This window comes from Nocardioides sp. WG-D5 (genome assembly GCF_054031175.1).
On sequence record NZ_CM132928.1, the window covers coordinates 763,299 to 789,777 of the forward strand.

Consider the following 26,479-nt stretch of genomic DNA (forward strand, 5'->3'; position numbering starts at 1 on the left):
GCACGCCGCGGCGTACCGGCCGAAAGTACGAGACGGGGATCGTTCCATCGGCCGGGCGGACTCCGGCCTCCGGTCCGATGTGCCCGCTGCCGGGCTCGGCGAGCGTTGACCCACCGATCCTCACCACGACAACGGAGCCCATGATGACAACACGTCAGACCGCCACCCTGGACGACCAGCCGACCTCGGCGCGAGCCAAGCTCGCCGCAGCATGGACGAGCTTCATGTTCCTCTACGCCTACGTGGACATCCTCAACTTCTTCACGCCCGGCGTCGTCGACGACATCCTCGCCGGCAAGGTCTTCGAGTTCGACCTCTCCCAGACCTTCTCGACCGCGGCACTGGCCCTCGTGTCCGTCCCGACCCTCATGGTCGTGCTGTCGATGACGCTGCCCGCCCGGGCGAACCGCATCACGAACCTCGTCGTCGCCGCACTCTACGTCCCGGTCACGGCCTTCAACCTGGCGGGCGCGTCCTGGCTGTATTTCTACGGTCTCGGCGTCGTGCTCGAGCTGGGCCTTCTCGCGCTCATCGTCCGGTACGCCTGGACCTGGCCCCGCACCGCCACCGCCGCGACCGCCCCGGCCGGAGACAGCGCTATGGCCCGACGCGGACGACCGTGATGGCGAACCGCTCGACGCCGGCGACATGACCGCCGGTCGACACCGCGATGGTCAGTACGCTGCCCGCGGGTGCGGCGAACGGCATCGTGGTCGACCACGGCCGGTTCTGCCCACCGGCGGGGATACCTGGCGAATGGCCGACCTCGCCGGTGCCCAGGCGCAGGACCCGGACCACGAGGCTCTCGTCCACCCCGGTGATCCGGCCGCCGACGGCCATCGGGGACGTGACCGTCGCGCCGTAGCGCGGGGTGGTCAGCGACAGGGTGCTGTCCTTCGTCCCGACGACCTCCCACGGGGCGTACGAACCGGTTCCGATCTTCGCCAGGTGCAGGATCGCCGAGGTGCTGGCCTTGCCGTCGGGCAGCCTCAAGCCGACGTCGACCCATGCCTGGTCGTCGGAGATCGCCACCCGCAACACCCGGTCGACCTCCTGGTAGCCGAGGTAGCTCTGGGTGAACCGCAGCGCGACCAGCCCCGCATCGAGGTGCCACGGCTGGTGCCCGCCGTCGCGATATGCCTGTTGCCACACCGCCGCTTCCTCGACGCCGGCGAACGGCCACAGCGGCTGAAAGCCGAACCGCGAGGGCGACGTGGGCGTTGGTCTCGTAGGTGTCGGGCTCGGGGTGGCGGGCTCCGTAGGAGTCGTGCTCGTGGAAGGCGACGGCGTCGCGGTGCTGCTCGCCGACGGACTCGGGTCCGCACGACGGTCACCGTCCTCCGAGCGCACCGCAAGGGCGATGAACACGACGACCGCAACCGCGAGCACCGCCGCGACGGCGGTCATCGCCCACGCCCACCGGCGGCTGGTGCTCGTGGACTCATGCGGCTTGCCGTCAGGAATTGGCTCGGTCACAGGACTCACCCGCGGCCAACGTAGTCCGAGCGTCCGCCCCGGCCTCAGTGCCGTTGGTCCTCCGCGCCGCGGACCAACGGCCTGGCGCTCGCGGCGAGAGCCTCCTCCTCGGCGTGGATCTCGGCCTCGAGCATCCCTACTTCTTCGGGCGGCGGCGACCGGCGAGGGCGTACTCCTCGTCCCTGAGCCGCACGGCCGCGCGCTCCACGGGCACGTCATGGCCCTTCTCGCACGTCACCACAGCAGACAGCGATGTGCCGCAGTCGCGGTGGATCAGCTCGACGCCTGTCCGATGGTCGTCCCGCAATCCTTCGCCCCACTCGATCAGGGCGACGACGATCGGAAAGAGTCCACGCCCGCGTTCCGTCAGGACGTATTCGTCGCGCGTGCGCTTGCCCGCCTCTCGGTACGGCCTGCGGTCGACGATCCCGTCGGCGTACAGCTGCTTGAGCCGCCCGGCGACGACCGCCTCGCTCAGCCCGGTTCGGCGGGCGAGCTCGTCGAACCTGCTCCCGCCGTAGAACAGCTCTCGGACCACCACCATCGCCGAACGGGTACCGATGACGTCGAGCGAGCGCTCGATCCGGCACCAACCCTTCGCGGGCCAGTCGTCACGGTCCGAGAAGGCTCCCAGGCGCTCGAGGACGTCGGTCGAGCCAGCTGCGCTGTCGTCGTGATCCATGGCGCCATCGTACCTCTGGCTTTGCTTGTCACAAGTCAGGGTGTACGTTCTGACTATGGTTTCCCTGAGCCAGGGTCGCGCCTCTGAAAGGAACTCCCCGTCATGACCAGCGCATACATCGTCGACGCCGTCCGCACTCCCATCGCCAAGGGAAAGCCAGGCGGCGCCTACTCCGAGATCCACTCCGTCGACCTGCACGCCCACACGTTGGCGGCCCTCGTCTCCCGCACCGGCATCGACCCGTCCGTGGTGGACGACGTGATCTCCGGTGCGGTCGGCCAGGTCGGCGAACAGTCCGGCAACACGGCCCGCTGGGCGCTGCTCGGGGCGGGGTTCCCCGAGTCGGTCCCCGGCGTGACCGTCGACCGGCAGTGCGGCTCCTCCCAGCAGGCCCTGCACTTCGCCGCACAGGGCGTGATCGCCGGAGCGTACGACGTCGCCATCGCCTCGGGCGTGGAGTCGATGTCCCGGATTCCGATCGGCTCGCAGACCCTCGGCAAGGACTTCGTGGGCTCCAAGGTCGGGGCCAGATACGACCACGGCCTGGTGCCCCAGGGCATCAGCGCCGAGCTGATCGCCAACAAGTGGAACCTCTCCCGCACCCGACTCGACGAGTTCGCCGCCGAGTCCCATCACCGCGCCGCACGCGCGTGGAAGGACGGGCTCTTCGATTCTCAGGTGGCACCGGTCAACGACCTACGCACCGACGAGACCATCCGCCCCGAAACCTCGATCGACACGCTCGCCGGCCTCCGGCTGGCCTTCAAGAACGACTACTGGGTCGAGCGTTACCCCGATCTCGACTGGCGTGTCACAGCGGGCAACAGCTCGCCGGTCAATGACGGGTCCGCAGCCATCCTGGTGGCGAGCGAAGAGGCCACCGCGCGTCTCGGCCTGACCCCCAGGGCACGCGTGCACTCCTTCGCCATCGCCGGCGACGACCCGATCTACATGCTCACCGGCATCATCCCGGCCACCCAGAAGGTGCTCCAGAAGGCCGGACTGTCCATCGACGACATCGATGCCTTCGAGGTCAACGAGGCGTTCGCCTCCGTCGTGCTCGCCTGGCAGAAGGAGACCGGCGCCGATCTCGCCCGGGTCAACATCAACGGCGGCGCCATCGCGATCGGCCACCCTCTCGGCGGTTCCGGCGCCCGGCTCATGACCACCCTGCTGAGCAATCTCGAACAGACCGGCGGCCGGTTCGGCCTCCAGGTCATGTGCGAGGCCGGCGGACTGGCCAACGCGACCATCATCGAGAGGATCTGACATGCCGCAGATGCACGGCACACGCAGAGCACGGAGCCGCGCATGAGCCGGGAACGCACGTACTCCTGGGAAGACCCGAAGGTCTTCGTCGATGCCGCCGCCGGCCTGAGCGGACTGGAGTTCCTCGGCAAGATCGGGAGCGGAGAGCTGCCACTCGTTCCCGCCGGAGCGACGACGAACATCCTTCCGGTCGCCGTGGGTGACGGCTGGGCGGAGTTCGAGATGCAGCCCGAGGAGTGGCACTACAACCCGATCGGGTCGGTGCACGGCGGAATGCTCGCGGGTCTTGCCGACTCAGCTCTTGGCTGTGCCGTTCACACGAAGCTCCCCGCAGGGACCGGATACACGTCGCTCGATCTGAACATCAAGTTCACCAGGGCCGCCAACCTCGACAGCGGGCTGCTCCGCTGCCGAGCCGAGGTCGTCACCATCGGGCGCCGCACCGCCACTGCCGAGGCGCGAGTCATCGACAGCAACGGGCGGGTCGTGGCGCATGCGATCGCCACCTGCCTGCTCTTCACATGACCACACTCACCGAACAACGTGGAGCACCAATGCCTGGAAACCTGACCTACGAGGTCTTCATCGCCGACCCCATCCCCCAGAACGTCACCGACCTCGTGCCGAACGGCGACAAGCGCGAGTTCTCGCCGCTGTCGATCACGCTGATCTCCGGCGACCGGGACGCCGTCCTCGTCGATCCGCCGATGACGATCGCCCAGACCGCCGCCGTCGGCGACTGGGTCGAGTCGACCGGGAAGAACCTGACGTACATCTTCGCCACCCACGGCCACGGCGACCACTGGTTCGGCTCCGCCGAGCTCGCCGAGCGATTCGGCGCCGAGGTGGTCGCCACCGCCGGGACGATCGAGCAGATGCACGGCAACCTCGCCATTCGCGAGTTCTTCTGGGATGCACTCTTTCCCGGCCAGATCCCCGCGACCGACGTCGTGGCGACGAAGGTCGTCGACAACACGATCGACCTCGAGGGGCACCCGCTCACGGTGATCGAGGTCGGGCACACCGACACGGACGAGACCAGCGTGCTCCATGTCCCAGACCTCGACCTGGTCGTCGCCGGCGACGTCATCTACAACGGGGTGCACCAGTTCCTGCGAGAGGCGCAGGGTGACGGCATCAACGCCTGGCTCCGCGCGATCGACACCGTCGAGTCGCTCCACCCACGGCTCATCGTGGCCGGCCACAAGAACAAGGCCCTCGATGACGACGCGGAGCGGACGATTCGCGAGACGCGGGACTACCTCACCTCCGCGGCAACGCTCCTGACCGAACAGACCACCGCCCTCGACTTCTTCAACGCGATGCTGGAGCGCTATCCCGCTCGCCTGAACCCGGGCGCGCTGTGGGGCGGGGCGACGGCTCTCTACACCTGAGATGCAGCCACCCGAGGGCCACGCTCCGCGCCAAGGCCCGAACCTGCCGCGATCTCACGGCGAAGGCTGGGCACAGACATCCCTCCTTCGCCGCGATCGGCGATGGCGCTGCCGGCACTGCTGATCCACTGCCCGCCACTGCGGCTCACGAGCTGCGAGCCAGCCCGAGGAAGTCGTCCGCGCGATGGACGAACAGGTACGCCTGCTGGGTGATCGCTGTCGCGCGGGCACGTCCCGCGGCCTCGTGGACGGCTTCGAGCGGGTCCCCGAGTGCTCGTCTCAGCTTCGCGTGCATCAGTTGGACGAAGGCGGCCGCATAGCGTTGCCCGTGTGCCTCGATGGACGCGTCGGCGCGCCTGAGAGCGTCTGCGGCCTCCTGGACCCGCCCGTTCGCGAGATACATCTCGCCGAGCAGCGCCAGCCAGGTCGTCAGACCGGAGCGTGGCGGGTCGGTCAGGTTCGACTCGATCAGTGCCTCTGCCTCGGCCAGAGACCGATCGGCGTCCCGGCCGGTGACCGCATGTGCCCAGCATCGGCCCAGCCGTTGATAGGCGCCCAGGAAACGGAACGCGAACTCAGGATCCGCTGCGATGCCTCGCTCTGCGGCACGGAGCGCCCAGTGCGGGTCGGCCATCAGCGCCGCGGCTGTGACCGCGAACGCGGACCACACCGTGACGTCATAGGAGTGGTTTCCGGCGTCGCTCTCGATCCGCCCGAAGATGCGACGGGCTTCGTCGTCCTTGCCGTGCAGGGCGGCGTTGAGCGCGAGCATCGCCGGTGAGAGCAGCTGAAGGTCGTGCCGCAGCTGGTCCTGCTCGAGGGACTTCGCCCGTTCGGCGACGACGGCGTTCGACTCGCTGAGGTGCCGATACGCCTCACCGACATTTCCGACGTCCCACTGATGGATCCCCCAGGCGTGTCGCCCGTACGCCCGCACAACCGGATCCTCGGATCGTTCGCTGTCCGCGAGGAGCCGGTGGGCCAGCTGACCGCTGCGGTCGAGCTGGATCGCCTGGGAGTGAGCGGCCCAGTGGGAGAAGAGGAAGTCGGCCGCCTCTCGCTCCCGCCCGAGGCCGCGGGCGGCCCGCTCCGCGCGTTCGAGCAGGTCGAAGGTGGCGTCGGCGCTTCCCATGTAGCCCGTCTGCATCCCGATCACCGCTACGAGCTGTGACAGCGCGGACAGTTCGAGCTCGAGCAGACCGGCCGAGTGCGCGATGCTGGCAGCGGCCTCGAGGTGCGGGACCGCCGCGTCGAAGGCCGACTGGGCAACGGCTCGTCGACCGCCGCGGACGAGGGCGGTCGTGGTTCGTGTGGGGTCTGCGAACGGCCCGGCCAGCCACAGGTGGTGAGCAAGTCGCTCGGTGACCGCGTCGTCGTCCCCGTGGATCCCCTCCAACGCATCGGCGATCTGCAGGTGCAACCGACCGGTCGAGAGCAGTCGCGAGGTCGTCTGATGCACCGACTCACGAACCAGGTCGTGCACGAACCGCACGGAGAGCGGTCTGTCCTCGGCCGGCTCCAGCAGGCCCTGCGAGTCGGCGGTGGCGAGCAGTGCCGAACAGGCCGACATCCCGACGCCGGCTGCACGAGCGAGCAGACGGACATCCACCTCCCGCCCGATGAGCGCTGCGATCTCGACGAGCCGCCTCGTCTCCTGGTCGAGACCGGCGAGACGGTCTCGCACGATGTCACGCACCGTGGACGGAACGCCCGTGCGTACCAGGGCGTCCTCACCGGCCGCGACGTCGAGATCGCTGTCGGCCAGGAGGCGGGCGAGCTCACGTACGAAGAACGGGTTGCCCTCGGTGCGCGCCTGGATGCAACGAGCGACGTACGGGCTCGGTGTCCGTCCGGTCTCGCGCCGGACGAGCTCGCCGACCTCGGTCGGTTGGAGCGGGCCGATGCGGATGCGTTGGTGATGGGGCAGACGTCCGACCGCTGCGAGCATTCCCCCGAGCCCATCGCCAGGGGCGGGAGCGCGATCGCGCAGGAGACCAGCCAGGACGACGCCGTCCGGCTGTTGGGTTGCCACATGTCTGAACAGCTGCAACGACGCGACGTCCGCCCATTGCAGGTCGTCGATCACCAGCACGACCGGACGCTCGGCAGCGGCTCTCCGGATGAGGTCGACGGTCTGCTCGAAGAGACGGAACTGAGCGCCGCTGTCCGGTAGCACCGCACCACCGAGGAGGTTCTCCGGGCGCGGGTCGAGGAGGCGTCGGATCTCGCCGCTGGCCAACCCTGCGCGGGTGGGCTCCGGCTGGCTCGCCACGAGGTCGGAGATGAGACGGCTCCATGGCCACAGGGCCGGCGTTCCCTCGTGGTTCAGGGACCGTCCCCACACGACGAGTGCACCAAGCCGCTCGGCATCCTGGGTGAACTCGGAGAAGAGAGACGTCTTTCCTGCCCCGGGTTCGCCTTCGGCCATGATCAGGGCGGCGTTGCCCGCCGCCGCCGACTCGAGCGAACGCGCCAGCAGGGCGCGTTCCTCGCCGCGTCCGACGAGTGGCGCGCTCTCTCCCTGGTCGCTCTGCTGGTCGCTCCGGACGCGGGCCTGCTTCACGACGCGCGTCCGGGCGGCCTGCAGCGCCTCGCCGGGGGTCACCCCGAGGTCGCCGGCCAGCCGAGCCCGAACGGCCTCGAAGACGGAGAGTGCTTCGGCCTGCTTGCCCGCGGCGGCAAGGGCGGTCATCAGGCTGGCTTGAACGGGCTCGTTGAGCGGTGCCATCCAGGCGGCCAGGCGCAGCGGCTGAAGGATCTGTGTGGAGAGCCGCTGCGTGTGGGCCAGCTCCCCCACCGCGACGCAGGCGTCGAAGAACTCCTCGTTGATGCCGGCGAACAACGGTGAGGTGGTCGCGCTCGGACCGAGGCCGTCGCCGGCCGGACCGTGCCAAAGACCGAGTGCCTGGGCGTACTGGTCGACCGCCTCGTCACGTCGGCCTGAGGAGAGGTGGGTTCTGGCGCTGTCGACATGCGACCTGAAGTCGATCAGGTCCACCGCGGCGGTCCCTCCGACGAAGGCGTAGCCGCCGCCTCTGCGGACGATGAAGCGCCCGGACTCGCGCGCCGGAAGGTCGGGCTCGAGCATGCGGCGGATGGTCCCAACGTACTTCTGGACAGTGTTGACCGCCGACATCGGGACGTTCTCCTCCCAGAGGAGATCTACGAGCTCCGACATGCTCGTCGGCCGGCCCGCCCGCGCGAGGAGCAGAGCCAGCAGGTACCCCTGCTGCCGCGGGCCGGTCTCCAGTTCGACGTCGTCGCGATAGGCACGCAACGGGCCGAGAATCTGCAGGCGCAGGGAACTCCGCGGATCCGATCTCTCGGCGATCGAGGAGTGTTCCATCGTGAGTCCTATGGGCGCAGGCGGTTGGCCCACACCCCGACACGTACCGGGCCTCGGCACCAGCCTAGGCGCCCATCGAATCCGCCGCAGCCCTCTGGGGCGAGCCGGGCTCCACAAAATCTCCACGGCCCGTCCAGTACGCCTTCGTAGATTCCGATCGACCGAGCGTGTGCCCGTGGTCGAAGGCCGGGCATGCGGACCTCCGCGTGGAAGAGGACAGACGATGCACGAACAGGCCTACAACGCGCAATGCAGAGCCGCGGAGAACCGACATCCGGCACAGGCGTCGAGACAGCGTGACGCGCTCATCCTGTTCGCCTTGGCGCTGGGCACCTTCGCCATCGGGTCGGGCGAGTTCGGGAGCAACGGCATCGTCCAGCTCTTCGCGGCCGATCTCGGTGCCTCGGTGCCGACCGCGACGAACGCGATCACCGCCTACGCCCTCGGCGTCGTCATCGGATCACCGGTGCTCACCATCGCGGCCGCCCGACTCAACCGGCGGACGCTCCTTCTCGGGCTGGTCGTGCTCTTCATCGTCGGCAACCTGCTGTCCGCCGCGGCGTCCGGCCTCGGTGTCCTCATCGTGGCCCGCTTCATCACCGGCACGGTCCAGGGAGCGTACTTCGGCGCCGGGGCGGTGGTCGCCGCGTACGCCTACGGCCCGGGCAAGGGCGGCAAGGCGTTTGCCACGGTGATGGCCGGTCTGACGATCGCGACGATCTTCGGCTCGCCGCTCGGCACCTTCATCGGGCAACAGGTCGGATGGCAGGCGCTGTACGTCGTCGTGTCGGTGGTCGGTCTGCTGGCCGGGATCGCCATCTGGGTCTTCGTCCCACGGACCAGCGCGCTCGCCGGCGGATCCGTCATGCAGGAGCTCGGTGCCTTGAGACGGCCCATGGTCTGGGCCACGACGGCCATCGCCGCCCTGGGCATCTCGAGCATCTTCGCCGTCTACACCTTCATCGGCCCGTACATCACCGACGCCGTCGCGGTCGACGAAGCCTGGATCCCGGTCGCGCTGGCGGTCTTCGGGGTAGGGATGGCGCTGGGCAACTGGATCGGTGGTCGCCTGGCAGACCAGTACGAGTATCGAGGCCTGGTCCTGGGCTATGCGGTCGCGCTGGCCTTCCTGGCCGTCATCGCGGTCGGCGGAGAGAACCTCGCCGTCCTGCTGCCCTGCCTGCTCGGAGTCGGTGCCTCCACCATGATGGCGATCCCGACGATCCAGGTCCTCCTGACACGGTACGCACCCGAGGCCCCGACCTTGATGGGGGCCGTGAACCTCGCCTCCCTGAACCTCGCCAACGCGCTCGGCGCGATCGGCGGCGCCCTCGTCCTGAACGCCGGCTGGGGCGCTCTCTCGACCGCCTGGGCCGGCTTGGTGCTCACCGCTGCCGGTCTCCTGCTCTTCGCGGTCACCGTTCCTCGTGTGGCCCCACCGCAGCCACTGGCCGCCGTCTCCGCGACGGCCTGAGGGGGCCACGAGCATGTTGTCCTACCGCTCAGAGAACTCGTTCCTGTCGATCTGCTCCCAGGGGTCCATCCTGTCCATCGGCAGCATCGGATCGATCGCCTCGGTGGGATGCATCGGCGGCGTACTCTCCGTCGGCTCGATCGGATCCTGGATGTCGGCGCTGTCGATGCTGAGCTCGGAGAGCAACTGCTCCATCCTGAGCTCGCGGAGCAACTGCTCGATCCTCAGCTCGCTCAGCAACTGCTCGATACTCAGTCGTCGAGCCACCCGGGCCATCCTCAACCGCGAGGACCCGGCATGAACGCGCGCCGTCCGCTCGCCGCACGAGGCACCTGGTTGGCGCCCATCCTCCTCATCGTCTGCCTGGCCGCAGTCCTTCCGGCGGTCTACCTGGCCGGGACGGTCGACCCCCGAGGGAACCTCCGCAACCTGCCGGTGGGGCTCGTCATCGAGCCGCAGACCGGCATGGCCGAGGTCGGCGCGGCAGAGAGCGTCGCCACCGGGATCGAGGACGGCGCGGGTGTGGCGCTGGCGGTCACCCGGATGAGCCACGACGAGCTGGCCACCGCCATCCGCGAGGACCGGGTTGCGGGTGCTGTGGTGATCCCCGCCGACTTCGACCACTCGATCGCAAGCCTGCTTCCCGGGGCCGTCAGTACCACCGTCCCCACCGTCACGATCCTCACCAACGCCGGAGACGGCGGCCTCAGCAACGGGCTGCTGGTCGGCACCCTCACCCCCGTGCTCCACAGGGCCGCCGACGCACTCGGCGACCAGCTGCTCGACCGCGACACGGCCACCGCACCGCCGGCCGCGAACGTCGCGCTGCTGTCCCAGCCCTTCGACATCGTCTCGCGCCCGTACGAACCGCTTCCCGACCATGCCGGGATGGGAACCAGCGCCTTCTACTACTCGCTGATCCTCGTCCTCCTGGGATTCATCGGCGCCTCGCTCGTCGGCCCGCTGGTCGACTCCGCCCTGGGCTTCATCCCCAGCGAGATCGGTCCCCTCGTCGCGCGCCGGCCCTACACCGCCATCTCCCGGCGCAGCACGTTCCTCGGAAAGACCGCGATCCTCGTGACCGCCGCACCGCTCGCCGCCGCTGCCGTCCAGCTCGTCGCCGCCCTGCTCGGCGTCACAGCACCCGACTGGATCACGCTCTGGCTCTACTCCACGGCCGTCATCGCCGCGATCGGCACCAGCGCCCTGGCGGTCTTCGCAGCCCTGGGACCCGGGTTCGGCGCACTCGTGAACACGCTCTTCTTCGTCGCGCTCGCGATGGTCTCCTCCGGCGGAACGGTGCCTCTCGAGGCCACCCCGGCATTCTTCGGCTGGTTCTCCGAGATCTCCCCGTTCCGACACATCATCGACGGCACCCGCTCGCTGCTCTACTTCGACGGCGATGCGACGGCCGGACTCCGTAGTGCCTGGATCAGCGTCGCTCTCGGCGGCGCGCTCGGGTTCCTGCTGGGGCTCGGCGTGACCACGGCCTACGGCCGGGTCCATGCCTTCAGCAGGCACCCGCGCGACCCGGTCCCTGATCGCATCACGGCCACCGGACATCGACCTCTCGACCATTCCGACATCAAGGAGAACAGATGAGCAACGCCAACCCCACCGTCATCCTCGTCCACGGAGCGTTCGTGGACGGATCCGGATGGCAGCCGGTCCACGACCTCCTCACCGACGACGGTCTCGACGTCGCCGTCACCCAGCACTCGACCCGATCTCTCACCGAGGACGTGACCGAGGTCCATCAGATCATCGAGGCCCAGGACGGGCTCGTCCTGCTCGTGGGCCACTCGTACGGCGGTGTCGTGATCACCGAGGCGGGCACGCACCCGCAGGTGGCCGGCCTGGTCTACGTCGCGGCGTTCGCCCCCGACGCCGGAGAGTCCGTCGCATCCATGCTCGCCGAGCCCGACCCGGACGCGCCGGCCCCGCCCATCGTTCCCCGCAAGGACGGGTCGCTCGTCCTGGAACGCGACCGCTTCCAGGACGCGTTCGCCGCCGACCTCCCGCCCGGGCTGGCGCGGTTCATGGCCGACTCCCAGACCCCGTGGGGCGGTGCCGCCCTCAGCACCGCCGTCACCGAACCGGCATGGCGGTCCAAGCCCAGCTGGTACGTCGTGGCCACCGGTGACCGGATGATCCCGCCCTCCGCGCAGGAGGGCATGGCCGCACGGGCCGGAGCGTCGGTCGAGAAGGTCGCCGCCAGCCACTCCGTCTTCATCTCACAGCCCGAAGCGGTGGCCGACCTGATCAAGCGCGCTGCCAAGGCGATCGCCTCCTAGGTTCCGAGCCCGACGAAATCGTCCCAAGATCGAAAGGAAGAACTGACATGAAGTTCACTCTCCGCCGCAGCCGAGCGCTCGCGGCAATGCTCGTGACCCTCTTGGTCGCGGCCACCATGCTCGCGACGGCAGGCAGCGGCGCCTCGGCGACCGGACGCACCCTCTCCACAGCAGGGCAGCACGGCTCGAGCACGGGCGCCAAGCCCACGATCGTCATGGTCCACGGTGCGTGGGCCGACGCCTCTGGCTGGCAGCGCGAAGTCGCGGAGCTCACCAAGGAGGGCTACCCGGTCATCGCCCCGGCGAACCCGCTGCGTGGGCTCTCCTCCGACGCGGCGTACCTGCGCAGCATCCTCGAGACGATCCCAGGCCCCGTCGTCCTCGTCGGCCACTCCTATGGCGGCGCCGTGATCAGCAACGCGGCGACCGGCCTACCGAACGTCAAGGCCCTCGTCTACATCGCGGCATTCGTCCCTGACGCCGGCGAACCGGTTGCCCAGCTCGCCCAGCAGTTTCCTGGCACGCTGGTCACCGAGGACGCCCTGGAACCCCGCCCCTACCCGCTGCCCGATGGCGGCGTCGGGGTCGATCTGTATCTGAAGGCAGACATCTTCCGCGAGGCCTTCGCCGGCGACCTCCCCCGCAGCACGACCACCGTGATGCAGGCCTCCCAGCGTCCGTTCTCGCTGGCGGCGTTCACCGAACCGTCCGGAGAGCCCGCATGGAAGTCCGTCCCTTCCTGGTACCTGCTGGCCACAGCCGACAAGGCGATCCCGCCCGCGGCTCAGGAGTTCATGGCGAACCGGGCCGGCGCCAAGATCGTGAGGGTGAGGTCCTCGCACGTGGCGATGCAGTCCCACCCGTACGAGACGCTCGCTCTCATCGAGAACGCGATTCGCTCGGTCCGCTGAGCGGTCCTCGCCGCGACTACCCCGGGACCTTGTCGGCGAGGAGGTCGATCTTCTCGACCTGCGGCTCGGAGAAGAGGACGCCGGTGTTCGGGCCGAGCGCCTGACCGACTCCGCCGGCGAGGTGGGCGTCTCGGGCCTCGTCGTCGGGGAACACGTCGTAGATGCCGAAGCTCGAGGGGCCGAACTGGATGGCGAACCAGGCGACGGTACCCGGCTCTTCCATCACGATCGTCCGAGCTTTGGTGAGGAAGTCCGCGAGCTCGGACTCCTTGCCCGGAAGCGCCTCGAGGCGCACGAGGAGAGCTTTGGTCAGCACAGGTCGGACTCCTTCTTCAGAAGGGTGCACCGTTGCAGCCCGGTCGACCGCGAGCGGCTCACCCGGAATGGTTGTCACCGCCCATGATCCTCAGGTGCGTGGACGTCCGGCATCCCGTGAACGGGTGCTTTTCCCCGGCCGAGCCGCATCGGTCCTGGGCCGGCGAGCGGGGACGGGGTGCTGCAGGGCCCGCACCGTCAGCTCGACGCGCGAGTGGATGTCGAGCTTGAGGTAGACGTGCTTGAGATGGGCGTCCACGGTGTGCCGCGAGAGGCGGAGCTCCGCTGCGATGCTGCGGTTGGTCATCCCCCGCGCCACCCCGGCCACGACGCGCAGCTCGCCGTCGGTCAGGGAGGCCCATCCTGGGGCGGTGCCCGCCTCGCCGGGCGAACCTGCCCCGAACACGGGACGGCGGGAGGTCGCGGCGACGCTGTCGGCGGGGTACTCCGTCGGGGTCAGGTAGTGGGGATTGTCGATGACCGTTCGGTCCAGCAGGACCTTGGGATGGGTGCGGAGCACTTCGACGAGCATGTCGGCACCGAACTTCTGCAGGTCGTAGAGGCAGATGAGGATGGCCGGCATCTCGTCGACGACCGCGTTGAGGCCCGACTCGTAGCGGAACAGGTCGTCCCAGCCGAGCGGCCCGGGCAGGACCCACGACATCTCACCAGCGGCTCGGAGAAGGTCGAAGTCTTCCTCGGCCGCGGCGTCGAGGTTCTCGGAGAGGTAGCTCATCATGTCTTCGACGTTGAACTCCCCCGAGCGGAGGTACGCGTCCGATGTTCGTTCCACGTCGAGCTGACCGGATCGTCGCGAGTACGCCGGGCCGGGCTGGCCCAGGGCCCTGTCACGGACCACGATCGGCTCGACATCGTCGATCAGGCACAGGCACTTGTCGCCCTGCCGGAGCCCCTCCTCGAGGAAGGGGTACAGCAGCCGGTCGCGCTCGACCGGGCCTGAGTAGAGCGCGCAGAAATGCGTTCCTGAGCTGACAGCGCCGATCCCAGGGATCCCCAGGCTCAGACCATTCATGGTGTCCACCGTTCGCCGGATCCGAGGTACGGACTCGACACTACGCGCAGTTCGTGAGTGTCGCCTCTCCCTCGGTGGGTGGACCGGACCGAGCACGTCAGCACGGGTCGCGCCCTCTTGAGGGGTCCATCGGAGCAGGCGGGCGAGGTGTTAGCCTCCGTTCGCCGACGAGAAGGAGAGCATCATGACCACGGCCACGCGCCCCGCTTCCGGCGCCCTCGTCACCGGAGCTGGCCGCGGTCTGGGCCGGCAGATCGCCGCGCTGCTCATCGAGCGTGGTCATACCGTGCTGGTCACCGACCTCGACGAGGCGGCCGCGCAGGCCGCCGCCGAGGAGCTGGGCCCGAATGCGATCCCCCGGGCCCTGGACGTACGCGACGCCGACGCCGTCGACGCCGCCCGCGACGCGCTGCTCAGCCACGCCGACAGGCTCGACGTCTGGGTCAACAACGCCGGTGTGCTCGTCAGCGGCCCGGCCTGGACGCAGGCTCCCGACACCCGCCGGCTGATGCTCGAGGTCAACGCCCTCGGCACGATGAACGGCACCGTCAGCGCCATCGAGGCCATGCGCGCCCGGACCGGTGGCCACATCGTCAACATCGTGTCCCTGGCCGGCATCACCGCGGTCCCCGGCGAGGCCGTCTACGCCGCTTCCAAGCACGCGGCGATCGGCTTCAGCCTCAGCACCCTCGCGGATCTGCGCCTCGCCGGCGTCGAGAACGTCGACATCTCGTGCATCTGCCCCGACGGCATCTGGACCCCGATGCTCTACGACAAGCTCGAGGACCCCGCCGCCGCGCTCTCGTTCTCCGGCAAGCTGCTCCAGCCCGAGGAGGTCGTGGCGGCGGTCGGCACGGTGCTCGACAGGCCTCGGCCGGTCAAGACGGTGCCCGGGTGGCGCGGGCTCCAGGCACGCCTGGCCGACGCGATCCCGCGGCTCGGCCTCGGCGCGGCGCCCCTCGTCGTGGCCCAGGGACGCCGCACCCAGCGACGACTCCTCGCCCGGGCCCCACGTGAGCGCGACGTGACCTGACGACAGGTCCCTACTCCGCGGGATACGGCGCCTCGGCGAGCAGCCCGGCGAGGTGGGCCAGGTGGCGGGCCATGGTCTTCGTCGTCCCCGCGGTCGCCTCCGGAGTCGGCTCCTTGTCCTTGTAGTCGACGCCCTGCATGGCCTCGCCGACCCAGTACGTCGACCCGGCGGCGGGAATGGTGAAGCCGACGTCGTTGAGCGCCTGGCAGAGCTCGGCGGTGACGTGGTGGGCACCGTCCTCGTTGCCGACGACGCCGATCCCGGCGACCTTGTCGTAGGTCAGCATCCGGCCGTCCTCGTCGGTCTCGCTGAGCTCGGCGTCGAGGCGCTCGAGCACCATCTTGCACACCGAGGACGGCTGGCCCAGCCAGATCGGGGTGACCAGCACGAGCACGTCGGCGGCGAGCATCCGCTCGCGCAGCTCCGGCCAGGCGTCGCCTTCGCCTTCGTCGGTGCTCACGCCGAACCGGACGTCATGGTCGACGACCCGGACCATCTCACCCTTCACGTCGTGGTCCATGAGCGCCGAGAGGATCTGAGATCCCAACAGCGCGGAGCTGGACTCGCCGGGCGAGGGCTTGAGGGTGCAGTTCAGGATCAGACAGCTCAGTGACGTCATGCCGACCGGTATCCGTAGGGCGTCGCCCCCCATGCCCTGATCGCACGCGCCGTCACCGCGACCTCGCCGGCGCCGTCCTGAGGAACGGTGGGAGCCGACGGGTCGCGGTGACGTACGCGTGTCGCTCAGCGGTCGCGAGCCGCCGGGTCGTTCGGATGCGATGCCACCGCGGTGACGTCGAAGGTCATCCACGGAGCCAGCGGCAAGGTTCCCAGGACGTCCGCCCGCAGGGCCGCCTCGTCGGCGGCGACCCACAGGCCGATGCTCCGCATCTCGCCGATCGGTCGCCAGATCCGGACGAGGTGACCGGCTGCCGCCAGCTCCGCAGCCCGGGCCGCCTCGGCGGTCCGCCGTCGATCGACCTCGGTCTGCGGGGTGCCGTCAGGGATCACGGTCGTGATCTCGACGATGAACTCAGCCATCGGTCCACTCCTTCCTAGGCTGCCTGTCCGGCCTTGAGCCGCCGGGCGATCTCGACCACACGCTGGGCCTGGTGCTTGGCCGAGGCCCGGGTGACGTCGCCGACCGGGTTGGTTCCCTGGGCGTCGACGTGCGAGGTTCCGTACGGGTTGCCGTCGTCGTACTTGACCGGGTCGGTGAAGCCGGGCGCGACGAGGATCCCACCGAAGTGGTGCACCGAGGTGTAGAGGGACTGCAGCGTCGTCTCCTGGCCGCCGTGGAGGCTGGAGGACGACACGAATCCGCTGTAGACCTTGTCGACCAGCTTGCCCTCGGCCCAGAGCCCACCGAGCGTGTCGATGAACTGCTTGAGCTGGGCGGAGACGTTCCCGAACCGCGTCGGAGTGCCGAAGAGGATGACGTCGGCCCACGCGACGTCCTCGGGCGACGCCTCCGGGACGTCCGAGGTGGTGGCGTGGTTCGCTGTCCACGCCGGGTTCGACTCGATGGCCGAGATCGGAGCAAGCTCCGGGGCCTTGGTGAGACGGACCTCGGCGCCGGTGGCCAGCAGTCCCTTCTCGAGCTCGCGGGCGACCTCGGCCGTGGTGCCGGTCGAGGAGTAGTAGACGATCGTGACCTTCACGTTGTCAGACATGGGGTGAGTCCTTTCTCGATGGCCGATCAATAGTTGACCGACCATCTACTAAACGCCGAAGTTCGGAACCTATTCCCCACGCCCCTAGAGGCGCCGGTCCCTCACAGGGCCGCCGACTGCCCGGCCGGCGAGGCGACGCCGATCAGTCGCAGGCTGTTGCCCCAGAGCGCGTCCAGCTCGCTCGGGTCGTTGAACAGCTTGGCGAAGAGAACGAGTCCCTCGAGCTGGGCCACGATCGACTTCGCGGCCAACCGTGGGTCCACGAGCTCGATCTCGCCGTCGTCCACCGCCGCGGTCAGGTGCTCGGCGATGATCTGGACCTGCTCCTCGAAGATCTCCTGGAGCCTCTTCTGGATCGACGGGTTCATCGAGCTGACTTCGAGGGCGAGATTGCCGAACAGGCAGCCGGTCACCGCACCGGTGCCCCGCAGTGCCGACGTCTGCATCTCTGCGGTTGCGTCGAAGATCCCCCGAAGGCGCTCCAACGCCGTGCCCGGTCGTGCCAGGATCGCGGACCACTCGCCGCGCTGCCACATCCAGTGGGCGTCGATGACGGCCAGCGCCAAGGCCTCCTTCGACGGAAAGAAGTAGTAGAACGAGCCCTTCTGCACCCCGGCACGGGCGGCGAGCTCCGCCACGCCGACCGAGCTGTAGGCCCGCTCACTGAACAGTTCGGTGCCTGCGGCCACAAGCCGCTCGCGCGCATCTGAAGTCCGTCCCACGGTCTCGATTGTAGACCGGTCGTCTAGCGGAATAGTTGACCGACCGTCTATGTTCGGATCGGCATGAGCACACGAAAGGTCGCCGTCATCACCGGCGCTTCACAGGGAATCGGAGCCGCGCTCGTCACGGCCTATCAGGACCTCGGCTACGCCGTCGTCGCCAACTCTCGATCCATCGAGCCCAGCTCGACCGAGACCATCGAGACCGTCGCCGGCGACATCGGCGACGCCGCGGTCGCACAACGCGTGATCGCGACGGCACTCGAGCGGTTCGGCCGGGTCGACACACTGGTCAACAATGCGGGCATCTTCGTCGCCAAGCCGTTCACCGACTACACCGTCGAGGACTACGAGGCGATCAAGAGCACCAACCTCGACGGCTTCTTCCACATCACCCAGGCGGCCCTCGGACAGTTCCTCGAGCAGGGCGAGGGCGGACACGTGGTCAGTGTGACCACGACCCTGGTCGAGAGCGCATCCGCGGCGGTGCCCTCGGTCCTGGCGTCGCTCAGCAAAGGTGGCGTCGCGGCCGCGACCAAGTCGCTCGCCGTCGAGTACGCCGGCCGGGGCATCCGTGTGAACGCGGTCTCGCCCGGCATCATCAAGACCCCCATGCACGCGCCCGAGACCCATGACTTCCTCGCAGCGCTCCACCCCATGGAGACGCTGGGCGAGGTCGACGACGTGACCCGCGGCGTGCTCTACCTGGAGCAGTCCCCCTTCGTCACGGGCGAGTTCCTCCACATCGACGGCGGCCAGAGCGCCGGCCGCTGACTCATCCCACCTCACCCGAAGGAGAACTTCCATGACCAGCGAGACCATCACTGCGGAGCATGAGCTGCGCAACGTACTCGACCAGTGGGCCACCGCCATCGCCGAGCACCGGCCGGCCGATGTCGCCGCCCTCTTCACCGAGGACGCCCTCTTCCAGGGCTTCGACCCCGCACCCGGCACCGGGCGTGACTACATCAGCAGCTACTACGCCAAGCAGCCGATCGGCCTCCGCGCGGAGTACGAGCTCCTCTCCACACGCGCGATCGCCACGGACGCCCTCGTGGGATATGCGCGGGTGCTGTTCGAACGGCCGGACGGAGACGTGGCGGTCTACCTCACCGTGATCGCTCGACGTGGACACACCGGATGGGCGTTGAGCCACTACCACGTCTCGAAAATCTGATCGTTCTCGCGGGCGTCAGGGACGCAGAGGCGGGAGATCGCTGCCTGCCTTCTCCGGGATCCCGGAGATCACCGCCTCGAGCGCCTCCATGGCCGTGTGGCGCGGCCGCCAGCCGAGCTCCAGCTCCGCACGGGCGGTCGACATCAGCGGGAGCTGCATGACCGCGTCCAGCAGACTGCCTGGGACCGGTGCCAGCCGGGCGTGCCAGGCCGAGTGCAGGCCGTGGCGCATGAGGTTGGGCGGGATCTCGACCGTCCGGGCGTCCATCAGCTCACCGATCTGCTCGCGGCCGATGACACCGGCTCCGGCGAGGTTGAACGCACCCGTCACGACGGTGGTCGCCGCCGCGGCCAGCGCTCGGCCGACATCGCCGGCATGCACGGCCTGAAACCGGAGCCCGGCGGGCACCGGCACCGCCGGGATCCGCCGGCGGTCGAGGAACGAGGGACGGAGCAGCGGGCCGCCGAAGATGCGCCGCTGCTCGCTGGCGGCGGAGCGCTGGAAGACGAAGGCGGGCCGGACCCGGACCAGGCGGACCTCGGGATGGTTGCAGGCGAAGGCGTCCAGGGCACGCTCGACGTACGCCTTCTCCCGGCAGTACGCAGCCGCCGAGGCACCGTCGGTCTCCCAGGTCTCGTCGACCGGGTCGTCGTGATGCGCCGGCGAGTACGCCGCCACCGACGAGACGCACACCAGCGCCGGGACGCCCGCCCGGGCCACGGCCTCGAGCACGCGGCGCGTACCGACGGCGTTGGTGGCCCAGGTCTCCTCGGGGCGGTGCGTGGGCTGGAACTTCCAGGCGAGATGGACGACCGCGTCGGCGCCCTCCATCAGCGGCACCAGGTCGTCGGTCGAGACATCGGCCTCGCGCCACTCGACGGACGCGTGGACGTTGGACGGTGGGCTCGGGGCTCGGCGGGCGACGCCCACGACCATGGCGGCGCCGTCCGCGGTCAGCGCCCGGATCGCGGCGGTGCCGAGGTTTCCCGACGCGCCTATGACGACCACCTTCATGTTCCACGCCTCCCTGCGGCCGGACGGATCTGCGATGTGACCCACCGGTACCCACCTGCACCGGGTTCAGCACCGCCCGATGGCTAGCAGGTACGGATCGGGGTACCGCGAAGGCGACCCGACACCGAGGAGGCACATCCCATGAAGGCGGTCACCTGGCAAGGCAAGCGCGACATCCGAGTGGAGGAGGTCCCGGACCCGCACATCGTCGATGACGACGACATCATCGTCGAGATCACCTCGACGGGACTGTGTGGTTCCGACCTTCACCTCTACGAGGTGCTCACCGGCTTCATGACCCCCGGCGACGTGGTCGGTCACGAACCGATGGGCATCGTCGCGGAGGTGGGCCCCGCCGTCACCGAGCTGAGCGTCGGCGACCGCGTCGTGGTGCCGTTCAACGTCAGCTGCGGCACGTGCTGGATGTGTCAGCACCGCCTGCACTCGCAGTGCGAGACCACCCAGAACCGCGACCAGGGCACCGGCGCCAGCCTCTTCGGCTACAGCTCGCTCTACGGCCAGGTCCCCGGCGGACAGGCGGAGTATCTGCGCGTTCCCTTCGGCAACCAGCTGCCGATCAAGGTGCCGGACGGTCCTCCCGACGACCGGTTCCTGTTCCTCTCCGACGTCCTGCCGACCGCCTGGCAGGCGCTGCAGTACGCCGACCCCGACCGGCACAGCACCGTGCTGGTGCTCGGGGCCGGGCCCATCGGCGACATGGCGAGCCGCTCGGCGTCGACTCCTTCGCCACCCATCACCTCCCCCTCATCGAGGCTCCCGAGGCCTACAAGTCCTTCCAGGAGAAGTCCGACGGGATGGTGAAGGTCGTCTTCAACCCCTGAGACGGGCGTTGCGCCTGCTGCCGTTGACCAGGTCGTTGAAGCGGTCCACGGCCCAGATCGTCCTGAGACCGGCGCGACTCATCATCATCGGTCGCGGGAACTTCGGCTTGTCCTGCCACAGGGTCCGCAGGTCCTCGTGCAGCTCACCGTCGACGATCGCGTCGGCGATGAGCGTCCCGACGTACGGCGCCTGGGCGAGGCCGTGGCCGTTGCAGGCGATCGAGTAGTAGATGTCCTCCCCCATCCGGCCGGCGAGAGGGAGCCAGGAGGAGGTGATCGCGATCCATCCGCCCCAGGCGCGCTCGATCGCCACATCGGCCAACGACGGAAACCGGGTGGCGAAGGCACCGGCCAGCTCCTCGACGAGTCCGGGGTCCGGCACCTTCTCCGGGAGCGGGTAGCTCGTGCCGCGTTCGAGGCGGCGTACGCCGAACACGATGGTGTTGCGCGGCGTCAGCCGGTAGTTCTCCATGATCGCGTGCTGGGTGACGAGGCCCATGCCACTGGTCCAGCCCAGCGCGGTCAGCCGCTCAGGAGCGATCGGCTCGGTCTCCACCTCGATGACGTAGATGGGCACGGAGAGGTGCTTCGGAGTGATGTCCCACTCACCCGCGAAGGCGTTCGTGGCCAGCACGACCCGGTCCGCCCGGACCCGGCCCTGCGGGGTGGTCAGCACAACCCGGCCGCTCTCCCGCGCCACGTCGGTGACCTTGGTCTGCTCGAAGACACGCGCGGGCGAGTCGAGCAGGACCCGTCGCATGCCGAGGCTGAACCTGCCCGGGTTCATCCTCCCGCCGACGACCTCGCGCATGCCACCGACGAACCCGCGCGGGATCCCCAGCTCCTCAGCTGTGCCGACCTCGACGTGGCCGCCGGCACGGGTCACGATCTTGGCGACCCGTCGCACCCGGCCCATCTGACCTCGCGAGACCGCCGCAAACGCGTTGCCGGTCGCCTCGTACTCACAGTCGATGTCGTGCTTCGCGATGAAGTCCTCGACATGGTGGGCCGCGCGTTCGGCCAGCCGCATCATGCCCGGCATCTTCTTGCGCGACAGCAGGTCGAGCAGTTGGATGTCTCCCCCCGGTGCGCCGGCCAGCTGCCCCGCGTTGCGCGAGCTGGCCCCGTGGCCGCAGAACTCTGCCTCCAGGAGCACGACGTCCTGGCCGCGCTCGACGAGCCGCAGTGCGGTCGACATCCCGTTGATGCCACCGCCGATGACAGCGACCTGGCAGTCGAGGTCGGCGTCGAGTGCGCCCTGGACGTCGGCCGGTGGGTCGACCCACCCGGTGAAGGCGCTGTAGGTGACGTGGTCGGTTTTCATGCGCGGACCACCTTGCGGTCATCGCCGGCCGGCTCGAGACCCGTGGCGACGTTGTGGTCGTTCAAGGCACCGTAGGCGCGGTAGTAGACGAACATCTGGAAGCCCCAGGTGCTGAGCGCCAGGATGTAGAAGGCGGTGCGGTGCGCGTCGTCCGGGAACGGGAAGAAGTCGTACATGAGGGCGATCGCCGTCGCCGCGGCGCTCGCCAGTCCAGCGGCGACCGCGTGGCCCCTGGCTCCGATGGTCCACAGACGCCACGAGAAGTAGGCGAGGAACGCGGTCGTGAGCAGGTTGGCGGCCAGGTAGTACGACGCAGGTCCGACGTGGAGGTCGTGGCCGCGGAACTGCTGCAGATAGAGTCCCGCAGCGATCGCGAGGCCGAAGACGCCGACCTCGACCGTCACGCTGGGCTTGTAGCGGTGGGTCACACGCATCAGGCCGAGGACGGCGATCAGCGTGATGCCCACAGATCGCGAGAAGGCGTCGAAGAAGTAGGCGATGTCGTACAGGACGTGGCCCTCGTCGCCGCTGATGAGCGACCAGAGAAGGAAGTTCGACCCGGAGGTCGCGACGACCATCCATTCCAGGCCGAGCAGGTAGTTGTGGTGGCGCCGGATGAACTTCCATCCGTAGGTGAAGCCGACGACGATCATCCACAGATCGGCCAGCAGGAAGAGCAGCTCTTTCATGTCAGATTTCCTTCGGGTGAGTTGGAGGGGACCAGGTCAGGCAGCGACCCGGCTGGTACGCCGACGCGAGCGGGCGCGGGAGATCAGCACGGTGACGACGACGAGCAGGGCGAGAGCGCCGGAGATCCAGTAGCCGGTGCCGTAGAGACCCTCGGCGGCGACCTCGAGGGTCGTGCCGGGCACCGGGACCAGGGAGGCGCTGAGGTCAGCACTGACGAGCGCTGTGCCGAACGCGAAGCCGACCGCCATGAAGGTGCCGGCGAGGCCGGCGGCCATGCCGGCCTTCTCCTCGGGGACGGCGGCCTGGACCAGGGTGAAGCCCGCGGCGTACCCGATGCTGCAGCCGAGGCCCATGACGGCGGCACCGACCAGGTAGTGCCACTGCTGGTCGTGCATCATCGCCAGCCAGGCCAGGCCGGCGGCGCTGATCAGGGCACCGATGATGAAGACCGGCACACCGCGACCGTTGGCGACCGGGCGATCGACCACCGCTCCGCCGACCAGGAACGTCACCGCGAAGGGCACCATCAGCCAGCCGGTCTGGAGGGCGGAGAGCCCGAGACCGTACGCGTCGACCGGGCGGAGCGCTTCGGGAATGACCTGTGCGTAGGTGCTGAGCAGGAGCAGGAACGCCGAGTTCACCGCCGCGAACAGCGCGATGCACAGGCACGAGGCGGTGACCAGCGGCGTACGCATCAACGACACGTCGAAGACGGCCGTCGACGAGCGGCGTTGGGAGCGCACCCAGGTGATGCCGCCGACGATGCCGGCCACCAGCGGGACGAGGGCCGCGTTGCCCCAGACCAGACCCTGGGTCAGGGTGAGCAGGATCGCCGCGACCCAGCCGAGCATCCACACCGTGCCGACCACGCCGATCCGACCCGAGCGCTCGGCCGGCGGGGCATGCGGGACCAGGACGTACGTCGCGAGGGTGGTCGCCGCACAGGCGGCGGTGAGGATGACGAAGAAGCTGCGTAGGGACAGGTTCTCGACGATCAGTCCGCCACCGATCATGCCGGCGACGATGCCCGCACCCGTGGCGATCACCAGGACGGCGACGCCGATGGTGATGCCCGCTTCGCCCAGGTTGCGCCGGAGGAAGCCCAGCGGCAGCAGCTGGGCCGCGCAGCCGAAGCCCATCAGCGTGCACCCGACCAGGAGCGTCGGGTAGGAGTCGCCGATCGCCGGGACCGCCGCACCGACCGCGAGGAACGCGGACGCGGCAACGGAGGCGTTCCGGTCGCCGTGCAGATCGGCGAGGCGCGGCAGGAGGATGAACCCTGCTCCCCCGCCGAGGGTCAGGGCGGTGTAGAGCCACGTCGTCTCGGCGACCGTGGCGAGCCCGTACTGCGCCTGGATCACCGGCAGGAGCGGCGGAAGGATGAAGATGACGGCGTTGGTCAGCACGACCATCAGCGCGCCGATGCCGATGAGCTGTCCCCTTCCGGGTCGTTGCTCTGCTCTCGTCCGGCGGGCTGCTCCCGCTTCCTGGTTGATCTGTGCCATGCGTTGTCTCCGATCCGGGACGGTGTGATCTGGCTCATACGCTAGGCCAGAGTTAGTCAGATGATCAAGATCGATGACTAAGATGTTTGGCTAAGTTTTCACCGACGAAACATCGGCACCGGGCCCTGATATAGTCGTGGTGACTTAATCAAGCGCCCAACTACGTGGGTGCCCGGCCCGTTCGGAGGACCTGATGGCACGGATCCCGGTCGCACAACGACGTCGCGACTTCATCGAGGCCGCGGTCGAGGTCATCGCCGCCCACGGGATCGATGGCGCGACGACCCGCCGGATCGCCGAGCAGGCCAAGGCCAACGTGGCGATGCTGCACTACTGCTACGACTCGAAGGAGGACCTCTTCGCCGACGTCTACACCTTCGTCTCCGGCAAGTACCGCGAGGTCATCGAGGGCAGCGACCCGCACACCACGCTTCCCGAGGCCGCCCGGGAGATCCTGCGCGGCGTCATGGAGTGCTACCTGGAGTCCCCGAGCTTCACGGCCGCGACCTTCGAGCTCGTCAGCTGGGCCCGGCGTCAGCACGGTGACCGCGGCATCGCGGTCTACGACCAGGCCTTCGACACCGTGCGCAAGGCACTGCGCGAGGCATCCGCCGCCGACCCTGTCACGCCGGAGGTCATCGACGAGGTCGCCTACGTCCTGGCGACCCTCGCCGACGGCTTCGGCGTCAACTGGCTGACGTACGGCGACGCGACCGTCGCCCGGGGGCAGATGGAGCTCAACTGCTCCGTGCTCGACACCTGGCTCGCGACCCGGCTCGCGGCGGCGCCGGCCGGAGCCTGAGCGCCGCCGCCCCGGCTCTCACAGCGGCAGGTCCGGCGAGTCCACACCGACGACCCGGTCGCCGCAGAAGACGCGTACGGACTCGGCCGGCCCGTGGCCACCGAGCCCGGCCGGGCCCCAGAAGCTCTGGGCCGAGTCCTCACCGAGGTCCGCGACCTTGGCCCCGTTGACCCGCACCTCCCCCGCCACGATGCGGGCGCCGACGTCGATGGCGCGGTCGGTGTCGGTGCCGAACACGTACGCGTCGAGGCCCGACGGATGGGCGTTCGCGATCCGGATCGCCTCCTCCTCGGAGTCCACGGCGTGCAGCGAGACGAGCGGACCGAACAGCTCGGCCGTCGCTCGGCCCGGGTCGGCGCCGGAGGCGACGGTGGGCGAGAGGAAGTAGCCGCCGAGCTCGGGCAGCGCCGCCGGCTGGTGGATCGCCGCCCCGAGGTCGCGAAGTCCCTCGATGCGGCTCCGGAGCGTCTGGAAGTGCGGCCCGTTGGAGATGGGTCCGACCTGGGTGTCCTCGTCCAGGGAGTGACCGACGGTGAGCTTGGCGATCCGCTCCGTCAGCGCGTCGAGCAGGGGCTCGACCAGGCTGCGGTGGGCGAGGATCTTGCCCGGGCCCTCGCACCACTGACCGTTGAGCTTGGTCATCCCGTCGAGGATGCCGTCGGCGGTGACGTCGAGGTCGGCGTCGTCGAGCACGATCACCGGGTTGTTGCCGCCGAGCTCGAGCTGCAGCACCTTGAAGTCCTCCGCCGCCGCGCGGGCGATGGCGCGACCCGCCCCGGGTCCGCCCGTGAACGAGACGATCTTGATCCTCGGGTCGGCGGTCAGTCGCGCGCCGACCTCACCGGCGCCGTGGACCAGCTGCAGCGCACCAGGAGGGAGCCCCGCCTCCACGAAGCACTCGACGACGATCTGGGCGCTGCCCGGCGCGTGCTCCGATGGCTTGAGGATCACCGGACATCCCGCCGCGACGGCGCTGACGACCTTGGCGGCAGGGATGAAGCTCGGCCCGTTCCACGGGGTGAGGATCGCCGCCGGTCCCCACGGCACCTTGTAGAGGCGTACGTCACGGCCACCGGCCTCCAGGGCGGTGACCCGCGGGATCTCGCGCAGGTCCGCGGCGGTCGCCCGGATGCGGTAGGGCAGGAAGGACGCGACGGTGCGGGTCGCGCTGATGGGCGTCCCGCTGGTGAGCGCGTCGGCGCGCGCGATGTCCTCCGTCCTGCTCTCGATGAGCGTGGCGACGCGTTCGAGCATCTCGGCACGCTCGAGCCGGGCCTCGTCGTCCCAGCGGCCGACGTCGTAGGACTGCTCCGCATGCCGCAGAGCGCGTTCGACGTCGCCGGGCGAGGTGGTGACGGTCCGGTGGACGGGCTCGAGGGTGTTGGGATCGACGTTCCACACGTCGTCGACCGTGGTGCACTCGCTCCACTCGTCGGCGATGTAGTCGACCGGCTGGGCGATCGTGATCTCGTTGCTGGACATCAGGCTTCCTCTGCGGATTCG

28 protein-coding genes are annotated in these 26,479 nt (G+C 69.2%); 13 read left to right on the forward strand and 15 right to left on the reverse strand.

The genetic code is table 11. The features are described 5' to 3' along the window. Positions 1–143: 143 nt before the first annotated feature. The gene (locus tag ACWZJV_RS03755) at positions 144–623 is read left to right on the forward strand and encodes a DUF6326 family protein (protein WP_457180267.1); all 480 of its coding nucleotides are present in this window, start codon (positions 144–146) and stop codon (positions 621–623) included. On the opposite strand, the gene ACWZJV_RS03760 is transcribed toward ACWZJV_RS03755, so the two are convergent. Continuing rightward, positions 598–1,485, reverse strand: a complete 888-nt coding sequence (locus ACWZJV_RS03760; protein WP_457180268.1) for a hypothetical protein — start codon at positions 1,483–1,485, stop codon at positions 598–600. The two genes, ACWZJV_RS03755 and ACWZJV_RS03760, sit on opposite strands and share 26 nt — an antisense overlap. Before the next feature lie 127 nt (positions 1,486–1,612). Further along, complete coding sequence (locus ACWZJV_RS03765) at positions 1,613–2,158, reverse strand: winged helix-turn-helix transcriptional regulator (RefSeq protein ID WP_008357575.1); 546 nt, start codon at positions 2,156–2,158, stop codon at positions 1,613–1,615. A 102-nt stretch (positions 2,159–2,260) separates the two neighbouring features. Between ACWZJV_RS03765 and ACWZJV_RS03770 the strand changes: the two genes are divergently transcribed. The 3 genes from ACWZJV_RS03770 to ACWZJV_RS03780 are packed head-to-tail and all read left to right on the forward strand — an operon-like array spanning position 2,261 to position 4,821. Next, positions 2,261–3,427: an acetyl-CoA C-acyltransferase gene (locus tag ACWZJV_RS03770; RefSeq protein WP_196873630.1), complete on the forward strand. Its 1,167-nt coding sequence runs from the start codon at positions 2,261–2,263 to the stop codon at positions 3,425–3,427. 42 nt (positions 3,428–3,469) lie between these two features. Then, a complete protein-coding gene (locus ACWZJV_RS03775) occupies positions 3,470–3,952 on the forward strand; it encodes a PaaI family thioesterase (protein WP_008357578.1) in 483 nt (160 codons plus the stop codon). 29 nt (positions 3,953–3,981) lie between these two features. Then, positions 3,982–4,821: an MBL fold metallo-hydrolase gene (locus ACWZJV_RS03780; protein ID WP_008357580.1), complete on the forward strand. Its 840-nt coding sequence runs from the start codon at positions 3,982–3,984 to the stop codon at positions 4,819–4,821. A gap of 145 nt (positions 4,822–4,966) precedes the next feature. Here the strand turns inward: ACWZJV_RS03780 and ACWZJV_RS03785 are convergent, their stop codons facing one another. Beyond that, positions 4,967–8,098 carry a BTAD domain-containing putative transcriptional regulator gene (locus ACWZJV_RS03785; protein ID WP_196873629.1) on the reverse strand — a complete coding sequence of 1,044 codons (3,132 nt, stop codon included), beginning with the start codon at positions 8,096–8,098 and terminating at the stop codon, positions 4,967–4,969. 292 nt (positions 8,099–8,390) lie between these two features. Between ACWZJV_RS03785 and ACWZJV_RS03790 the strand changes: the two genes are divergently transcribed. Then, positions 8,391–9,641: an MFS transporter gene (locus tag ACWZJV_RS03790; protein WP_008357583.1), complete on the forward strand. Its 1,251-nt coding sequence runs from the start codon at positions 8,391–8,393 to the stop codon at positions 9,639–9,641. A 21-nt stretch (positions 9,642–9,662) separates the two neighbouring features. Here the strand turns inward: ACWZJV_RS03790 and ACWZJV_RS03795 are convergent, their stop codons facing one another. Continuing rightward, complete coding sequence (locus ACWZJV_RS03795; protein WP_040755013.1) at positions 9,663–9,908, reverse strand: hypothetical protein; 246 nt, start codon at positions 9,906–9,908, stop codon at positions 9,663–9,665. 30 nt (positions 9,909–9,938) lie between these two features. Here ACWZJV_RS03795 and ACWZJV_RS03800 point away from each other — a divergent pair, with 30 nt between their 5' ends. From ACWZJV_RS03800 to ACWZJV_RS03810, 3 genes are read left to right on the forward strand one after another with little or no spacing between them, the layout of a single operon-like run. Beyond that, a complete protein-coding gene (locus tag ACWZJV_RS03800) occupies positions 9,939–11,243 on the forward strand; it encodes a YhgE/Pip domain-containing protein (RefSeq protein WP_008357587.1) in 1,305 nt (434 codons plus the stop codon). After that, positions 11,240–11,935: an alpha/beta fold hydrolase gene (locus tag ACWZJV_RS03805; RefSeq protein ID WP_008357589.1), complete on the forward strand. Its 696-nt coding sequence runs from the start codon at positions 11,240–11,242 to the stop codon at positions 11,933–11,935. Before ACWZJV_RS03800 ends, ACWZJV_RS03805 begins: the two co-directional genes overlap by 4 nt. A gap of 47 nt (positions 11,936–11,982) precedes the next feature. Beyond that, positions 11,983–12,846, forward strand: coding sequence for an alpha/beta fold hydrolase (locus tag ACWZJV_RS03810; RefSeq protein WP_008357590.1), 864 nt, complete (start codon positions 11,983–11,985; stop codon positions 12,844–12,846). A 16-nt stretch (positions 12,847–12,862) separates the two neighbouring features. Here ACWZJV_RS03810 and ACWZJV_RS03815 read toward each other — a convergent pair whose 3' ends face one another. Both ACWZJV_RS03815 and ACWZJV_RS03820 read right to left on the reverse strand, forming a co-directional pair. After that, entirely contained in the window at positions 12,863–13,162 is a 300-nt protein-coding gene (locus ACWZJV_RS03815) for a putative quinol monooxygenase (protein WP_196873627.1), read from the reverse strand. Between the two features lie 90 nt (positions 13,163–13,252). Beyond that, positions 13,253–14,194, reverse strand: a complete 942-nt coding sequence (locus tag ACWZJV_RS03820) for an MEDS domain-containing protein (protein WP_457180269.1) — start codon at positions 14,192–14,194, stop codon at positions 13,253–13,255. A 184-nt stretch (positions 14,195–14,378) separates the two neighbouring features. Here ACWZJV_RS03820 and ACWZJV_RS03825 point away from each other — a divergent pair, with 184 nt between their 5' ends. Then, positions 14,379–15,227 (forward strand): SDR family oxidoreductase, encoded by an 849-nt coding sequence (locus tag ACWZJV_RS03825; protein WP_457180270.1) that lies wholly within the window; start codon positions 14,379–14,381, stop codon positions 15,225–15,227. Positions 15,228–15,237: 10 nt separating this feature from the next. Here the strand turns inward: ACWZJV_RS03825 and ACWZJV_RS03830 are convergent, their stop codons facing one another. From ACWZJV_RS03830 to ACWZJV_RS03845, 4 genes are all read right to left on the reverse strand, one after another. Next, complete coding sequence (locus tag ACWZJV_RS03830) at positions 15,238–15,846, reverse strand: flavodoxin family protein (RefSeq protein WP_457180271.1); 609 nt, start codon at positions 15,844–15,846, stop codon at positions 15,238–15,240. Positions 15,847–15,971: 125 nt separating this feature from the next. Beyond that, positions 15,972–16,268, reverse strand: coding sequence for a muconolactone Delta-isomerase family protein (locus ACWZJV_RS03835; RefSeq protein ID WP_457180272.1), 297 nt, complete (start codon positions 16,266–16,268; stop codon positions 15,972–15,974). Between the two features lie 14 nt (positions 16,269–16,282). Further along, positions 16,283–16,900: an NAD(P)H:quinone oxidoreductase gene (wrbA, locus tag ACWZJV_RS03840; RefSeq protein WP_457180273.1), complete on the reverse strand. Its 618-nt coding sequence runs from the start codon at positions 16,898–16,900 to the stop codon at positions 16,283–16,285. Positions 16,901–17,001: 101 nt separating this feature from the next. After that, positions 17,002–17,622 (reverse strand): TetR/AcrR family transcriptional regulator, encoded by a 621-nt coding sequence (locus ACWZJV_RS03845; RefSeq protein WP_457180274.1) that lies wholly within the window; start codon positions 17,620–17,622, stop codon positions 17,002–17,004. A gap of 63 nt (positions 17,623–17,685) precedes the next feature. Between ACWZJV_RS03845 and ACWZJV_RS03850 the strand changes: the two genes are divergently transcribed. After that, positions 17,686–18,396, forward strand: a complete 711-nt coding sequence (locus tag ACWZJV_RS03850; protein WP_457180275.1) for an SDR family NAD(P)-dependent oxidoreductase — start codon at positions 17,686–17,688, stop codon at positions 18,394–18,396. Between the two features lie 31 nt (positions 18,397–18,427). Beyond that, positions 18,428–18,799: a nuclear transport factor 2 family protein gene (locus ACWZJV_RS03855; protein WP_457180276.1), complete on the forward strand. Its 372-nt coding sequence runs from the start codon at positions 18,428–18,430 to the stop codon at positions 18,797–18,799. 15 nt (positions 18,800–18,814) lie between these two features. On the opposite strand, the gene ACWZJV_RS03860 is transcribed toward ACWZJV_RS03855, so the two are convergent. After that, a complete protein-coding gene (locus ACWZJV_RS03860) occupies positions 18,815–19,858 on the reverse strand; it encodes an NAD-dependent epimerase/dehydratase family protein (RefSeq protein WP_457180277.1) in 1,044 nt (347 codons plus the stop codon). Between the two features lie 96 nt (positions 19,859–19,954). On the opposite strand from ACWZJV_RS03860, the gene ACWZJV_RS03865 reads away from it, so the two are divergent. Then, the gene (locus ACWZJV_RS03865) at positions 19,955–20,635 is read left to right on the forward strand and encodes an alcohol dehydrogenase catalytic domain-containing protein (protein ID WP_457180278.1); all 681 of its coding nucleotides are present in this window, start codon (positions 19,955–19,957) and stop codon (positions 20,633–20,635) included. 9 nt (positions 20,636–20,644) lie between these two features. Here ACWZJV_RS03865 and ACWZJV_RS03870 read toward each other — a convergent pair whose 3' ends face one another. Genes ACWZJV_RS03870 through ACWZJV_RS03880 form a run of 3 tightly spaced genes read right to left on the reverse strand, consistent with a single transcriptional unit; the run spans position 20,645 to position 24,174 of the window. Continuing rightward, the gene (locus ACWZJV_RS03870) at positions 20,645–21,979 is read right to left on the reverse strand and encodes an NAD(P)/FAD-dependent oxidoreductase (protein ID WP_457180279.1); all 1,335 of its coding nucleotides are present in this window, start codon (positions 21,977–21,979) and stop codon (positions 20,645–20,647) included. Beyond that, on the reverse strand, positions 21,976–22,668 hold the full coding sequence (locus ACWZJV_RS03875; protein ID WP_457180280.1) for a hypothetical protein: 693 nt from the start codon (positions 22,666–22,668) through the stop codon (positions 21,976–21,978). The genes ACWZJV_RS03870 and ACWZJV_RS03875 overlap by 4 nt, the downstream gene beginning before the upstream one ends. A 36-nt stretch (positions 22,669–22,704) precedes the next feature. Further along, positions 22,705–24,174, reverse strand: a complete 1,470-nt coding sequence (locus ACWZJV_RS03880) for an MFS transporter (RefSeq protein WP_457180281.1) — start codon at positions 24,172–24,174, stop codon at positions 22,705–22,707. A 193-nt stretch (positions 24,175–24,367) separates the two neighbouring features. On the opposite strand from ACWZJV_RS03880, the gene ACWZJV_RS03885 reads away from it, so the two are divergent. Then, positions 24,368–24,976, forward strand: a complete 609-nt coding sequence (locus ACWZJV_RS03885; RefSeq protein ID WP_457180282.1) for a TetR/AcrR family transcriptional regulator — start codon at positions 24,368–24,370, stop codon at positions 24,974–24,976. 18 nt (positions 24,977–24,994) lie between these two features. Here ACWZJV_RS03885 and ACWZJV_RS03890 read toward each other — a convergent pair whose 3' ends face one another. Next, positions 24,995–26,458, reverse strand: coding sequence for an aldehyde dehydrogenase family protein (locus tag ACWZJV_RS03890; RefSeq protein WP_457180283.1), 1,464 nt, complete (start codon positions 26,456–26,458; stop codon positions 24,995–24,997). Positions 26,459–26,479 lie beyond the last annotated feature (21 nt).

Bases quoted from the DNA above. Each gene is read 5' to 3' on its own strand.
- ACWZJV_RS03805 (WP_008357589.1), top strand. From the start codon at position 11,240: ATGAGCAACGCCAACCCCACCGTCATCCTCGTCCACGGAGCGTTCGTG.
- ACWZJV_RS03810 (WP_008357590.1), top strand. From the start codon at position 11,983: ATGAAGTTCACTCTCCGCCGCAGCCGAGCGCTCGCGGCAATGCTCGTG.
- ACWZJV_RS03855 (WP_457180276.1), top strand. From the start codon at position 18,428: ATGACCAGCGAGACCATCACTGCGGAGCATGAGCTGCGCAACGTACTC.
- ACWZJV_RS03755 (WP_457180267.1), top strand. From the start codon at position 144: ATGACAACACGTCAGACCGCCACCCTGGACGACCAGCCGACCTCGGCG.
- ACWZJV_RS03780 (WP_008357580.1), top strand. From the start codon at position 3,982: ATGCCTGGAAACCTGACCTACGAGGTCTTCATCGCCGACCCCATCCCC.
- wrbA (WP_457180273.1), bottom strand. From the start codon at position 16,900: ATGTCTGACAACGTGAAGGTCACGATCGTCTACTACTCCTCGACCGGC.
- ACWZJV_RS03825 (WP_457180270.1), top strand. From the start codon at position 14,379: ATGACCACGGCCACGCGCCCCGCTTCCGGCGCCCTCGTCACCGGAGCT.
- ACWZJV_RS03820 (WP_457180269.1), bottom strand. From the start codon at position 14,194: ATGAATGGTCTGAGCCTGGGGATCCCTGGGATCGGCGCTGTCAGCTCA.
- ACWZJV_RS03875 (WP_457180280.1), bottom strand. From the start codon at position 22,668: ATGAAAGAGCTGCTCTTCCTGCTGGCCGATCTGTGGATGATCGTCGTC.
- ACWZJV_RS03890 (WP_457180283.1), bottom strand. From the start codon at position 26,458: ATGTCCAGCAACGAGATCACGATCGCCCAGCCGGTCGACTACATCGCC.
- ACWZJV_RS03835 (WP_457180272.1), bottom strand. From the start codon at position 16,268: ATGGCTGAGTTCATCGTCGAGATCACGACCGTGATCCCTGACGGCACC.
- ACWZJV_RS03770 (WP_196873630.1), top strand. From the start codon at position 2,261: ATGACCAGCGCATACATCGTCGACGCCGTCCGCACTCCCATCGCCAAG.
- ACWZJV_RS03880 (WP_457180281.1), bottom strand. From the start codon at position 24,174: ATGGCACAGATCAACCAGGAAGCGGGAGCAGCCCGCCGGACGAGAGCA.
- ACWZJV_RS03865 (WP_457180278.1), top strand. From the start codon at position 19,955: ATGAAGGCGGTCACCTGGCAAGGCAAGCGCGACATCCGAGTGGAGGAG.
- ACWZJV_RS03850 (WP_457180275.1), top strand. From the start codon at position 17,686: ATGAGCACACGAAAGGTCGCCGTCATCACCGGCGCTTCACAGGGAATC.
- ACWZJV_RS03830 (WP_457180271.1), bottom strand. From the start codon at position 15,846: ATGACGTCACTGAGCTGTCTGATCCTGAACTGCACCCTCAAGCCCTCG.
- ACWZJV_RS03870 (WP_457180279.1), bottom strand. From the start codon at position 21,979: ATGAAAACCGACCACGTCACCTACAGCGCCTTCACCGGGTGGGTCGAC.
- ACWZJV_RS03885 (WP_457180282.1), top strand. From the start codon at position 24,368: ATGGCACGGATCCCGGTCGCACAACGACGTCGCGACTTCATCGAGGCC.
- ACWZJV_RS03790 (WP_008357583.1), top strand. From the start codon at position 8,391: ATGCACGAACAGGCCTACAACGCGCAATGCAGAGCCGCGGAGAACCGA.
- ACWZJV_RS03775 (WP_008357578.1), top strand. From the start codon at position 3,470: ATGAGCCGGGAACGCACGTACTCCTGGGAAGACCCGAAGGTCTTCGTC.
- ACWZJV_RS03800 (WP_008357587.1), top strand. From the start codon at position 9,939: ATGAACGCGCGCCGTCCGCTCGCCGCACGAGGCACCTGGTTGGCGCCC.
- ACWZJV_RS03765 (WP_008357575.1), bottom strand. From the start codon at position 2,158: ATGGATCACGACGACAGCGCAGCTGGCTCGACCGACGTCCTCGAGCGC.